This is a genomic window from Dongia deserti, assembly GCF_003574735.1.
In the GTDB taxonomy this organism is placed as follows: domain Bacteria; phylum Pseudomonadota; class Alphaproteobacteria; order Dongiales; family Dongiaceae; genus Dongia_A; species Dongia_A deserti.
On the sequence record NZ_QORW01000011.1, the window covers coordinates 185,941 to 198,372 of the forward strand.

The window sequence follows — 12,432 nt, forward strand, 5'->3', positions numbered from 1 at the left end:
GGCGCGTGCGCAATCAGCCGGACCTGGCGGCCTCGATTCAGCCGCTTGATGCAACAGACCTGATGATTCTGGATGCCCTGCAGCGGGACGGCCATCTCTCGCATGCAGAGATCGGCAGGCTGGTGGGGCTCGCTGTCTCTTCCGTGAATGAACGCATTCGCAAGCTGGTGCAGCGCCGCGTCATCCAGGGCTGGCAAGTACGCTTGGCGCCGGACAGGCTTGGGCTGGACCTGCTGGCCTTTGTCTATGTCCTGATCGACCGGCCGGAGAACTCACCCGCCTTCCTGGACCTGGTCAGCCAGATTCCCGAGGTCCAGGAGTGCCATCATGTCGCGTCGGACTGGAACTTCTTGCTCAAGGTGCGGGTGAAGAATACCGCCGCGTTCGAAGCGCTGCTCACCAACCGCCTGAAGGCCGTGCCGGGCGTGGTTCGCACCCATACAGTGATCACGCTCAGCTCCCACAAGGATACGCCGGCCTTGCCGCTGAAGTGCTGAGCGCTTCGACGCGCGGCCCGCCCCTACAGCGCCCCGAACTCCTCCACCCGCGTGACGGTGGTAGCAAACTCCTGCGCCTGTGGGGAAACCGCCATCGGACAGCGCACGCCGGGAATGACGGCGACATCGAACAGCTCGCGCACCAGTCCTTCGAGCCGCAGCCATTGCAAGACGTCGCCGGTCCGGAGGTCGATGATCTGGATGCCGCACCAGGGATCGGCATCCTTCTTCTTCAGGTTGTCGTCGAGCTCAAGCCCCGAGAAGCTCCGGTCGCGCGGCAGCGACAGGCCGACGATCGCCGCTGGCCCATGGAACGCGAGACCGCGCAGGAAGCCGGGCAGGAAAGCGTGATCCCGCGCCTTTCCGCTTTGCGCGTCAATTTCGCAGAGATAACCGCGGCCGGAATCGAGCACCCAGAGACGGTTGTTCCAGACCCGCGGCGAATGCGGCATGGAAAGCTTTTCCGTGACGATGCGGTCGTCCTTGAGGTCGATCAGGATGCCGCCCTCCGCGCGCCGGTCGCGCCAGCCGTTCACCACGTCGCTGCGGCACACCGCCGTCACGTAGCGCGCCTTGCCGTCCTGCATGGCGAGGCCGTTCAAGTGGCAGCGATCCTCCGGCGCCAGCTTGCTGATGAAAGGCGGTTTCCAGATCGGGCGGAACGAATGCGTCAGATCGAATTCTGCCAGGCAGGAGTACGACGTGTTGACGAAGACCACGCGGCCGTTGGGCTGCACCGCCAACTCGTGCACGTCGATGTCGCCGGTGGTCTGCGCGTTGCGCGGCACGAAGCAGCGATCGAAATGCTGGTTGGCACGCTCGCCCTGTCTCAGCATGTTCTCCAGCCGCCAGACCTGCGCCAGCGCCGCCAGATAGATGCGCTGCTCGCCGGCCCACAGGCCCATCGCGCGCGTGAAGCCGATCTGGTTGACGGAAAGCACGCCGCCGGCCTGCACGCCGACCAGGAACAGCTGGCCGGTCTGATAGGAGGTGAAAGCGAGGCTCACATCGTGCGCCACCAGCCAGCCGGCCAGGCCGCGCGAGCAGGTGATCTCGGTCTTGATCGAACCGTCCTCCCCACCCGCCGGACTGTCCGCGCCTTCGCTCATTTGACGCCGCTGCGCTTCTTCAAGGCATCCAGGGCTGCCGTGAAGCCACTGAGCGAGAATTCGAACACCGCGTTCCGCCCGCCGCCGACCCCAACGCCAACCTTGGCCTTGGCGCCGCCGCGCATCGCGGTTTGCTGTTCCGCCGAGAGCGGGGTCATCGCCTCGCAGCCGTGCTGGAGGCAGCGCAAGAACTTGAGCTGCATCGGCTGGCCCTCATCGATCTTCATGGCGGGCTCGGCCGTCAGGTCGACGCCCAGCGGCACGAGAGCGCTGGCGATCGCCGACCACTCCTTCGTTTCCGGTTTGGGGACCATGGCCACCGCAAGGGCGCCCAGCCGCCTGCCGTTCTTGTCGATGATGATGGTCCGGATTTCGCAGATCCGCGGCTCATTCGCGGCTTGTGGTTGCGGGCAGTAGAGATCCCAGTCCTTGAACTTCTCCGGTTTGGCCGCCGCCGGTGTGGTGGTTGCGGCGGGAGCTTGCTGTGTCTCCTGCGCGACGGCACTGCCGCCGATCATCATCGCGGCCGCGACCGCCAGTGCCATGACTTTCAAAAAATCCATTCTGGCCTCGATCCTGTGGGTTGCCCCGTGGGTTGCCCCCGTGGTTTATCCCCTGCGCAGCTATGCCGAAATCCATGCGGCCTGCCAAGGGCTTTACCGTCGGCCGGCCGGCCGACCCCTTGAAGAGCTGGCGGCAATGGCTCATATGAGCGCGCGGATTTTGCCATTTACCCAAGAACTTTCATCGGGATCAGGCCATGAAAATGGAAAAGCTCGGGTTCCAGGCCGAGGTTTCGCGGCTCCTGGATATCGTCGCCCATTCCCTCTACAGCGACCGCGCGGTCTTTCTGCGCGAGCTCATCTCCAACGCGTCCGACGCCTGCGACAAGTTGCGCTATCTCAGCCTCACGGAGCCGGGCGTCCTTGGCGATGACCCCGAATTCAAGGTCACCGTCACCCTCGACCAGGCCAAAAAGACGTTGACCGTTTCCGACAACGGCATCGGCATGAACCGCGAGGACCTGATCTCGCACCTCGGCACCATCGCGCGCTCGGGCTCTGCGCAGTTCGTGCAGGCGCTCGAGGAAGGTAAATCGAAAGACGTATCCCTGATCGGCCAGTTCGGCGTCGGGTTCTATGCTGCCTTCATGGTGGCGGACAAGGTGACGGTCGTCAGCCGCAAGGCCGGCGAGACCCTGTCCTGGCAGTGGATCAGCGACGGCAAGGGCGAATTCGAGATCGGCGAAGCGGAGCGTGCGGGTCGCGGCACCGACGTCATCCTTCACATCAAGAAGGATGCGGAGGAGTTCCTGGAAAAGGCCCGCGTCAACACCATCATCACCAAGTATTCAGATCACATCGCCCTGCCGATCAAGCTGATCGAAGGCGGCAAGGAAGAGAAGGTCAACCAGGCCGCGGCGCTATGGACCCGCTCCAAATCCGACATCACCGAAGAGCAGTATCGCGACTTCTATCGGCACGTCGCCCACGCCTTCGACGAACCGTGGGGCACGCTGCATTTCAAGGCTGAGGGCAAGATCGAATATACCGGGCTCCTCTTCATCCCGACGGTGAAGCCGTTCGATCTGTTCCATCCCGACCGCAAGCAGTCGCTGAAGCTCTATGTGAAGCGCGTCTTCATCACCGATCATTGCGAGGAGCTGCTGCCGCTCTGGTTGCGCTTCGTCAAGGGCCTGATGGATTCGGAAGACCTTCCGCTCAACATCAGCCGCGAGATGCTGCAGCACAATCCCGTGCTGACCAAGATCCGGCAAGGCGCCGTCAAGCGCGTGCTCGACTACTTGAAGAAGCGCGCGGAGAACGAGCCCGACGCCTATGCCGCCTTCTGGAATGATTTCGGCGCCGTGCTCAAGGAAGGCATCTATGAGGATGCCGAGCACAAGGATGCGCTCATCAAGCTCGCGCGCTTCCGCTCGACCAGCGGAGACTCGCTGGTCTCGCTCGCCGACTATATCGGCCGCATGAAGGAAGGGCAGACTGCGATCTACTACCTGACCGGCGATTCGCTCGAAGCCGCCGCCCGCTCGCCGCAGCTTGAAGGCTACCGCGCCAAGGGCGTCGAGGTACTGCTGCTTACCGATCCGGTGGACGAGTTCTGGGTGCCCGCTGTCGGCGAATACGAGGGCAAGACCTTCAGGTCCGTGACCCGCGGCGGCGCGGATCTGGATTCGATCAAGGGCGATGCGAAGGCGGAGGAGAAGAAGCCGGAACCTGCCGCCGCCGGCATCGACAATCTCGTTGCGCTCATGAAGCTGACTCTGAAGGACGCAGTGAAGGATGTGCGCGTCTCGCAGCGCCTGACCGACAGTGCGGTCTGCCTGGTCGCCGACGAGGGCGACATGGACATGCGCCTCGCCCGCCTCCTGCAGCAGCACAAGCGCATCGACACGCTGATGCCGCGCGTGCTGGAGATCAATGGATCACATCCGGTGGTCGCAGCCCTCGCCAAGGCTGTCTCCAGCGGCAAAGGCGAAGCGGTCGCCGACGCCTCCTGGCTGCTCCTGGATCAGGCCCGCATCCAGGAAGGCGAAGTGCTCAACGATCCGACGGCGTTTGCGAAAAGGTTGGGCGAAGTGCTCAGTAGGGCGTTCGCTTAACCTCACCCGCCATCCCTGAACAGCACCCACGCGTTGACGGCGTAGACCGCGATCAGGACGACGCTGGGCAGGCTGGGCAGGCGGTAGATCTTGCGGTGAGCGCGGGATTGCAGGGCGGCGATCACCACGGCGGACATGACGATGGCGGAGAGCGCCGAGCTCGCGTGGACCTGCCTGATGCTGCCGAGCAGCGACCCGTCCAGGAACGCCAGATCATCGATCGCTACGACGAGCATGTTGAAGAGATTGCTGCCCAGCAGATTGCCTGCGGCCATGTCGATGGCGCCGATGCGCATGGCTGCGGCAGTGACGACCAGCTCCGGTGCCGAGGTCACACCAGCGACGAACAGCGTGCCCACGAAGCTGGTGGACCAGCCCATGGCGCTCGACAGCTCCTTGCCGATGAAGGGCAGAGAGATGCCGGCAGCCACCACGAACAGTGCCGCGATGGCATAGCGCGTCACCGCAGTCCGCAGGGTGATCTCCGGATAGCGGTCGATCAGCTCCGCCATGGCATTGGCCTCGCGTTCGCGCAGGAACACCGCCCACATGATGTAGGCGTAGGCGACGACCAGCACCGGCGTGACGATGCCCACGTGGCCAAGGGCGAAGGGCGCGCCGAGCGGCGCGATGAGGATCCCGAGGCCAACGATGCCGATCAGCACGATGCCGAACGTCGCGCCCAGCGTATGTGAATCGCTGATCTCCGCATAGAGCGGCTTGTCGCGCAGCATCATGTCGAGGAGGGCGAACATGACGAGGTTGAACACACAGCTTCCCAGGGCATCGCCCGCCGCGATGTTCGGGGCCTGGCCGATCGTGACCGCGCTGATGCCGGTCGATAGCTCCGGCAGCGACGTGATGGTGGCCATGAGGACAAGCCCGATCCAGCTCCCGGACAATCCGGTCTTGCTGGAGATCACGTCGCCATAATGGGAGAGCACCGTGCCGGCGGCGCCTGTCACGGCGAGCGCCAGCGCCAGCGCCCCCCAGATCGTCACCAGGTCCTGCATGTCAGCTCGTCCATGGTGGCCCCCCATCCGGCGTGAATCGGGAGTCGGAAGCAAGCTCCTAACTACTTGGACCAGTGGCTTATCACAAGGCCACCGCGTACCATCGCGATTCCGGCGACGACGGTGGTATCCTCGCCTTCTCTGCAGCGGCTTCTGCTGGATTGGTCGAAGGAGTAAGCGGGGATGCGCGAAAACCGTGGCCTAGTCGGCGTGCTCGTGATCGCGATCTGCGGGGCCGTTCTTCTCGTTTCGGGCTTCTACGCGATCGTCTACTTCGAGCATACCCACGTCTCGGTGCCCCTGATCCTTGTCGCGGTCGTCTGTGCCGCCATCATGGCCGGCACCGCAAAGGCCATGAGGAAACGGCGCGGCTAGCCCGGCACGTCCTCCACGCTTCGAAACACTTGCTTCCCGGCCGCGACGAACCGCCTCATCTCCTGATCCGCGCCCGCCGACTCGCCGGCAATCCGCAGGAACGCATCGCATCGATCCGCCAGCGCCAAAGACAACGGCATCATGATCTCCGCCTCGGCGGCGGCATCGCCGCCGGCAGCCGCGATCAGCGGCAAGGCGAGATTGATCCCGATGATCGGCACGTGCCCTTTGCGCATGACGGCCAGGGCCACTTCATTCATCCGTTGGAGATTGGCGGCGCGATCCGCCGCGGATTTGGCGGCCGTGGAGTAGGGCCCGCCGACCATGATCCACATGGAGACACTCCAGCCGAGTTTATCGCCCGTCGTTTCCGAGGCGATAGGCTTGGAGCTTAACGATGGCGCCGCACCTTTGCCGGGATAGGCTTTGGTTCCATTTGCGTTCCGGACAGAAACGCCAGAAACGCGCTGAAGAAATCGAATTCGAAGAAATCGCGTAAACGCCGATGCTTACTGGCCATCACCAACTCCCGCCCGTTCAGGGCCTTGCCGACTTTCCAGGAAAGCGGCGCTCTGTCATCCATGCTCCTCCCTAGACTTTAACAACTGATTGAGGCCGCTGCGAGTTCCAATCATCCTTTGACCACTCATCCTTTGGTATGACTTGCGCCCCATGGGCCGGAGCCCTTGCGGGCTCCCGCTTTCTCCCTATACTCCGCCGCGCTTTTTGGGACCTGAGGGGCGTGATGGCCAAGAAAATCAACAAGGTCGTGCTGGCTTATTCCGGCGGGCTCGATACCAGCGTCATTCTGAAGTGGCTGCAGACCACCTATGGCTGCGAGGTGGTGACCTTCACCGCCGATCTCGGCCAGGGCGAGGAGCTGGAGCCCGCGCGCAAGAAAGCCGAGATGCTCGGCATCAAGCAGATCTATGTGGAAGACCTGCGCGAGACCTTCGTTCGCGACTACGTCTTCCCGATGTTCCGCGCCAACGCGCTCTATGAAGGGACGTATCTGCTCGGCACCTCGATCGCGCGGCCCCTCATCGCCAGGCGCCAGATCGAGATCGCGAAGGAGACCGGTGCCGACGCAGTCGCCCACGGCGCGACCGGCAAGGGCAACGACCAGGTTCGTTTCGAGCTCACCTACTATTCCCTCAACCCGGACATCAAAGTGATCGCGCCCTGGCGCGAGTGGGAGCTGACCAGCCGCACCAAGCTCATCGAGTTTGCCGAGAAGAACCAGATCCCGATCGCCAAGGACAAGCGCGGCGAGGCGCCGTTCTCGGTCGATGCCAACCTGCTGCACTCCTCCAGCGAGGGCAAGGCGCTCGAGGATCCGTGGCACGAGCCGGAGGAATTCGTCTATCAGCGCACCATCTCGCCCGAGGCGGCGCCGGACAAGCCCACTTACATCGAGATCGGGTTCGAGAAGGGCGATCCCGTCTCCATCGACGGCGAGAAGCTGTCGCCTGCGACGCTGCTTACCAAGCTCAACGCGCTGGGCAAGGCCAACGGCGTCGGTCGCCTCGACCTGGTGGAGAACCGCTTTGTCGGCATGAAATCGCGCGGCGTCTATGAAACGCCGGGCGGCACAATCCTGCATCACGCGCATCGCGCGATGGAAAGCATCACGCTGGACCGCGGCGCGGCGCACCTCAAGGACGAGATCATGCCGCGCTATGCGGAGCTGATCTATAACGGCTTCTGGTTCTCGCCCGAGCGCGAGATGCTGCAGGCCCTGATCGACAAGAGCCAGGAGCATGTCGAAGGCATCGTGCGCATGAAGCTCTATAAGGGCAACGCCATCGTGGTCGGCCGCCAGAGCTCGAAGAGCCTCTACAGCCTCGCCCACGTGACCTTCGAGGAAGACCAGGTCTACGACCAGCGCGACGCCGCAGGCTTCATCAAGCTCAACGCGCTGCGCCTGCGCCTGCTGAAATGCGGCCGGGGGTAGAGAGCGCAGGCATACGGTCCACGCCTTTCGTCATGGTCGTGCTTGGCGCGACCATCCGCGAATTTGCTTGCCGCCGCTGAGCGCTGCCCATCGAAACTCGTGGATGGTCGGAGCAAGTCCGACCATGACGGTGATGGGATTGTGATGCGAGAGAGCGGTCGCTACGCCGGCTCGCTCTGCGTGCCTGCGGCCTCCGCCTTCCGCAGTGACTTGATCTTGCGATATGCGTCGTTGATCTGCGCCGCCCGGCGAGTGGCCATCTCGAGGAAGTCGGCGGGCAGACCGAGCGAATGCACACGGTCGGGATGCACCGCCGCAACGGCGCGGTGATAGGCCTCCTGCACCTCGCTGTCCGTCGCCGTCATCGGCACGCCCAGGACATCATACGGATCACGGAGATTGACTTGGCGCGACAGGTCCATCGGCGACAGGCGGCGGATGATCTTCTTGGCGACGATGGTAAGCGAGCCGTCCGGCCGCTCGAACGGCAGGAAGGCGCGGTCGTCGTTCAGCGTGTCGATCACGCGCTCCGACGGATAGACGAACATGTAGACCAGCTCCTCGCCTTCGCCGGTATCGAGGCTGACGGCGATCTTGCGGCGCTGCTTCTTGTTGCGGTTGGTCTCGAGCACGGATCGGCCTATCCCGAACGGATATACCCGATCAAGGCTAGGCCCGACATGCTTTCCAAGTGGTAAAGGCGCAGTGCTGCCCGTATGGGCTACGCGGCCTGCCGTTGCCCCTGCCGCAGGGCTTTGACCTTGCCATAGGCGTCGTTGAGCCGCGCGGTGCGGCGGGTCGCCAGCTCCATGAACTCGGCCGGCAGCCCCAGGGACAAGAAGCGGTCGGGATGCACGCCGCTGACGGCGCGGCGATAGGCCTCCTGCACCTCGACGTCGCTGGCCGACGCTGTGATGCCAAGCACGTCATAGGGATCCATCGGATCGATCGCCCGGCCGCTGTCGATCGGCACGACTGAGCGGATGAACTTCTTCCCGATCATTGCGACCGTCCCATCCACGCGCTCGAACTGCAGGAATGCGCGCTCGTCATTCAGCACCTCTCCGACGTCCAGCCCCGGCGGCACGAACATGTAAGCGAACTGCTCGCCATCACCGGCATCGACCATGACGGCGACCTTGAGAAGAACCTTCTTTCGATTGGTCTGGATCACGGGATGCCCTCGCGCGTGGTGAATGGATGTCTCCACGCTAGGCCACCACGTTTTGCAAGTCCCCTGTGATTCGGTCTGCACAGCCGCGCCGGACGGATGGGCAGACTAACCGTAAGTATGATGCGCGGGCCCGCCGTCACGCCGGCTGGAACAGCTCCATCACGTTGCCGAACGGATCTTCCACGAGGATCTGCTGGCCGCCCGGCCCGGTGACGATGTCGTTGCGGAAGCGCATGCCCTCCGCCTTGAGCTTCGCGACGGTGGCGGACAGGTCGGCAACCTCCAGCACAAAGCGATTCCAGCCGCCCGGCTCCGGCGTGCGGCCATCCGGCATCGGCCGCGCGGCCGAGGCGTTCGGCCCAGCCAGCCACAGCGTCAAATCGCCCAGCCGGAGGATCGCCATGTTCGGCCCGAACTGCTGCTGCACCTTGAAATCGAAGCTCTTGGTGTAGAACGCGACCGCATGCTCGACGTCTGTCACGAAGTATCGCACGGTTGCCATTCGTCCCTCCCTTGTCGGCTCCAGCTCCGAGGGTGCGACAGTCCGATGCGGCGGGCAAGATAGGAGGGGGTCGGCCCGCTAGAGATCGAAGACAGCAAATGGACTTCTGCAGACGACCGCGCGGCCGTTGTAGGTGATCGTCTTCACGCCGGCCGGGCGATTCTGGAAGAAGTCTGAGCCAACGAGGAACTCCGTCAGCACCTGGCGTTCTTCATTGTGGATGCGCTCCGCCGTGCGCTGCGGCAGCAGTGACCTTGCTTCGAGGAGCGTTTCCGCAGCCCCGAAGAGCCGGAATTTCCGCGCCTCGTCATGGAGCGACTCGTACTCGTCGATGAAACGAGCGAGGCTCGCCGGCTCGAACGAGTGGCCGGGCAAGGAGTCCCGGAGGACGCTCATGACCCACCGCCGGTATCCATCCACGACCAACGCCGTTCCCAGTACTATTGCGCCGCCGGCAGCCGTGCCCAGCGCGAGGAATGTTCGACGGTTCATCATGACTGGGCTCCGAACATCAAGTCGGCTGCGCGCAGGGACAGGGCGGCAGCGGTCAGGCTCGGCTGGACCGGGGGACAGGTCGGCATCACGCTCGTCCCGACCACCACCAAGTTGCGCACGTGGTGGTGGATCTGTCCGTCATCCACCACGGAGTCGGCAGGGCGCGCGCCCATGCGCAGCGTGCCTTGGACATGAGACTGCGTTCTGCGCAGGCCCTTGTCCACAATCCTCTCGACGGGCAGCGGCGCCAGAACCTGGGGGAGATGCTCCAGATAGTGCTCCAGCGCCCGCTCGGTATAAGCCGAGTTGCCGACGTAGTGGACGACAGCCTCGCCCTGCTCATTCACCGACACGCGGTTCTCGTCGTTCAGCTCGTCCGCGATCGCCGACCTGATGGAGAGCGTCTGGCGCCAGCGGCCGAACTCCTTGCGCAACCCGTATGGAAAGTCGTTGTCGAACACCATGAAGATGGCGCCCCGTTCGGCCCGGAACGGGCCGTCGTAGAACGCGTAGTTCGCGCCCGTGGAGATGGTGCTGCCATCCATGCTGTCGAGGCCGTCGAGCAGCACCTCCACCGCGACCCCGAGCTGCTCATTGAGGCCGCGCCCAAGCAGCGGGTCATCGAATCCGGACCGCAGCAGGATGGCGGGGCTATGGATTGCGTTGGCGCCGAGCACACAGACGTCGCATCCGACGCGATGCTCGCGCCCGCGCCACCTGAATCGCACGCCCGATATGGCCGAAGGGCTCGATCGTTCGAGTTCGATGACCTCGGCCTCCACCAGCGTCAGGACGTTGGTTGCATCCATGATATGGGCAAAGCCGTTGTGCACAGTGAACTTGGCGCCGATCGGACAATGCTCGCAATCGAAGCTCGCGCAACATTGCGGCCGCTGCTTCGTGGCCACGCGCGAGCGTGCGCTCGGCAGCGCGAAATGCATGTCCGGCTGCGCCGTCTTCATGATCCGGTCGACGGCGGACAGTCGGTGGGGCGGTTGCGGATAAGGCAGGCTCCGGGGCGTGATTCGATGAAGATCGTCCGGTCCCGAGATGTCCATGATCTGCTCGGCGGCCGAGTAATAAGGCTCGAGATCATCGTAGGAGAGCGGCCAATCCTGGCCGCGGCCATAGAGCGTACCCTGTCGGAAGTCGTTGGGGTGCATGCGTGGCGTGTTGGCACCCCAGCAGTTGGTGCCGCCGCCATACGCGATGGTAAAGTTCCAGAACTTGGGAATGCCCGTCGCTTTGAACGTTTCGTCGGACCGAATGTGGGAGTTGTGGCCCTCTGCGACCTGCGTCTCCCAGGATCGGAATGGTCCGCGCTCCAGCATCAAGACCTTGGTCGCAGGCTGCAGCTGCAAGAGCTTATGGACGAAGAACAGAGCGCCGAATCCGGTTCCGACAACGACCACCGGGTACTGGCGGTCCGGCAACTCGTCGATGATCATGACAACGCCCTCGTTGCAAGGAACGAGCGTCCCCGTCGCCCGGTCGAAACCTCAAGCTCCTGCTGTCGGTGGCTGGGAACCGTGCGATGAGTTACATCATCCGCACACGATCAATGCTCGGTTATGCCCTGCCATCGATACGCAAGCACACATACGCCCCAAGTAAGCAGAGCAAAGTATGAGAGCGGAGTGCGTGTCCGTCCAGCAGGGCTGGTCCGCCGGCGGGCGAAGTGCGGTTCGCCGTGCGTCACTTGTTACAGGAATGACACCGGCGGGACGAGAGTCCCGTTCCGCGATAATCGCAGTCCCGGAATGTCGCTAGCTGCTTTGTCCTTAGTCCGGCAGCTTCACGCCGTGCTGACGGCAGGCCGCGATCAGGGTGTTGTTGAGCAGCAGCGCGATAGTCATCGGGCCAACGCCGCCTGGCACCGGCGTGATCGCGCCGGCTTTCGGGTACGCGCTCGCATAATCGACGTCACCGACCAGCTTGCCCTTGCCGTCGCGCTCGATGCGGTTGATGCCGACGTCGATCACCACGGCGCCGTCCTTGATCCAGTCGCCCTTGACCATTTCGGGTCGGCCGACCGCAGCCACGACAATGTCTGCGCGGCGCACTTCGCCGGGCAGGTCGCGCGTCTTGGAATGCGCGATGGTCACTGTGCAGCTCTCGTTCAGCAGCAATTGCGCCATCGGCTTGCCGACGATGTTCGAGCGGCCAATCACCACCGCGTGCTTGCCGGAGAGATCGCCCAGCCGGTCCTTCAGCAGCAGCAGGCAGCCGTACGGCGTGCAGGGCACGAGCCCCTGACCGCCGGTCGCGAGGCGGCCCGCATTCACCACGTGGAAACCATCGACATCCTTGTCCGGATCGATGGCGTTGATGATGGCCTGCGGGTCGATCTGCTGCGGCACCGGCAACTGGCAGAGGATGCCGTTGACCTTGGGATCCTTGTTGAGCTGATCGATGAGCGCGAGCAGCTCGGCCTGCGTGGTCGTCGCCGGCAGCTTGTGCTCGAAGCTCGCCATGCCGCATTCCTTGGTCTGCTCGCCCTTGTTGCGCACATAGACCTTGCTGGCCGGATCCTCGCCCACCAGCACGACCGCGAGGCCGGGCGTGAAGCCGCGCTCGGCCTGCAGCTGCTTCACCTGGCGCGCGATCTTCTCGCGCAGCTTTACGGCGAAGGCCTTGCCGTCGATCACCTTGGGATCGGTCCCAAGGGCGTCAATCTTGCGGTCGGACATGAA

The 12,432-nt window shown here is 63.9% G+C and carries 15 protein-coding genes; 4 read left to right on the plus strand and 11 right to left on the minus strand.

The window, feature by feature from the left end; all coding sequences use genetic code 11:
• The first annotated feature begins 5 nt into the window (after nucleotides 1–5).
• Nucleotides 6–497, plus strand: a complete 492-nt coding sequence (locus DTX69_RS18530) for an Lrp/AsnC family transcriptional regulator (RefSeq protein ID WP_284735897.1) — start codon at nucleotides 6–8, stop codon at nucleotides 495–497.
• A 23-nt stretch (nucleotides 498–520) separates the two neighbouring features.
• On the opposite strand, the gene DTX69_RS18535 is transcribed toward DTX69_RS18530, so the two are convergent.
• Entirely contained in the window at nucleotides 521–1,606 is a 1,086-nt protein-coding gene (locus tag DTX69_RS18535) for a TIGR03032 family protein (protein WP_119303036.1), read from the minus strand.
• A complete protein-coding gene (locus DTX69_RS18540) occupies nucleotides 1,603–2,127 on the minus strand; it encodes an invasion associated locus B family protein (RefSeq protein WP_162917343.1) in 525 nt (174 codons plus the stop codon). Before DTX69_RS18540 ends, DTX69_RS18535 begins: the two co-directional genes overlap by 4 nt.
• A 239-nt stretch (nucleotides 2,128–2,366) precedes the next feature.
• Here DTX69_RS18540 and htpG point away from each other — a divergent pair, with 239 nt between their 5' ends.
• Nucleotides 2,367–4,226, plus strand: coding sequence for a molecular chaperone HtpG (htpG, locus tag DTX69_RS18545; protein ID WP_119303038.1), 1,860 nt, complete (start codon nucleotides 2,367–2,369; stop codon nucleotides 4,224–4,226).
• Nucleotides 4,227–4,228: 2 nt separating this feature from the next.
• Here htpG and DTX69_RS18550 read toward each other — a convergent pair whose 3' ends face one another.
• Nucleotides 4,229–5,239 (minus strand): sodium:calcium antiporter, encoded by a 1,011-nt coding sequence (locus DTX69_RS18550; protein ID WP_119303039.1) that lies wholly within the window; start codon nucleotides 5,237–5,239, stop codon nucleotides 4,229–4,231.
• Nucleotides 5,240–5,422: 183 nt separating this feature from the next.
• On the opposite strand from DTX69_RS18550, the gene DTX69_RS18555 reads away from it, so the two are divergent.
• Nucleotides 5,423–5,614, plus strand: coding sequence for a hypothetical protein (locus DTX69_RS18555; protein ID WP_119303040.1), 192 nt, complete (start codon nucleotides 5,423–5,425; stop codon nucleotides 5,612–5,614).
• Here DTX69_RS18555 and DTX69_RS18560 read toward each other — a convergent pair.
• Together DTX69_RS18560 and DTX69_RS18565 are read right to left on the minus strand one after the other, a co-directional pair.
• A complete protein-coding gene (locus DTX69_RS18560) occupies nucleotides 5,611–5,949 on the minus strand; it encodes a DUF1937 family protein (protein ID WP_119303041.1) in 339 nt (112 codons plus the stop codon). The genes DTX69_RS18555 and DTX69_RS18560 overlap by 4 nt on opposite strands.
• A gap of 56 nt (nucleotides 5,950–6,005) precedes the next feature.
• Entirely contained in the window at nucleotides 6,006–6,197 is a 192-nt protein-coding gene (locus tag DTX69_RS18565; protein ID WP_119303042.1) for a hypothetical protein, read from the minus strand.
• A 162-nt stretch (nucleotides 6,198–6,359) separates the two neighbouring features.
• On the opposite strand from DTX69_RS18565, the gene DTX69_RS18570 reads away from it, so the two are divergent.
• Entirely contained in the window at nucleotides 6,360–7,568 is a 1,209-nt protein-coding gene (locus DTX69_RS18570) for an argininosuccinate synthase (protein WP_119303043.1), read from the plus strand.
• A gap of 161 nt (nucleotides 7,569–7,729) precedes the next feature.
• Here DTX69_RS18570 and DTX69_RS18575 read toward each other — a convergent pair whose 3' ends face one another.
• The 6 genes from DTX69_RS18575 to folD form a co-directional block, all read right to left on the minus strand.
• A complete protein-coding gene (locus DTX69_RS18575) occupies nucleotides 7,730–8,200 on the minus strand; it encodes a J domain-containing protein (RefSeq protein ID WP_119303044.1) in 471 nt (156 codons plus the stop codon).
• 89 nt (nucleotides 8,201–8,289) lie between these two features.
• Nucleotides 8,290–8,742 (minus strand): J domain-containing protein, encoded by a 453-nt coding sequence (locus DTX69_RS18580; protein ID WP_119303045.1) that lies wholly within the window; start codon nucleotides 8,740–8,742, stop codon nucleotides 8,290–8,292.
• A 136-nt stretch (nucleotides 8,743–8,878) separates the two neighbouring features.
• Complete coding sequence (locus DTX69_RS18585; RefSeq protein ID WP_119303046.1) at nucleotides 8,879–9,244, minus strand: VOC family protein; 366 nt, start codon at nucleotides 9,242–9,244, stop codon at nucleotides 8,879–8,881.
• Nucleotides 9,245–9,322: 78 nt separating this feature from the next.
• Entirely contained in the window at nucleotides 9,323–9,739 is a 417-nt protein-coding gene (locus DTX69_RS18590) for a hypothetical protein (RefSeq protein WP_162917344.1), read from the minus strand.
• Nucleotides 9,736–11,187 (minus strand): GMC oxidoreductase, encoded by a 1,452-nt coding sequence (locus DTX69_RS18595; RefSeq protein WP_119303048.1) that lies wholly within the window; start codon nucleotides 11,185–11,187, stop codon nucleotides 9,736–9,738. The genes DTX69_RS18590 and DTX69_RS18595 overlap by 4 nt, the downstream gene beginning before the upstream one ends.
• Nucleotides 11,188–11,520: 333 nt before the next feature.
• Nucleotides 11,521–12,429: a bifunctional methylenetetrahydrofolate dehydrogenase/methenyltetrahydrofolate cyclohydrolase FolD gene (gene folD / locus DTX69_RS18600; protein WP_119303049.1), complete on the minus strand. Its 909-nt coding sequence runs from the start codon at nucleotides 12,427–12,429 to the stop codon at nucleotides 11,521–11,523.
• Nucleotides 12,430–12,432 lie beyond the last annotated feature (3 nt).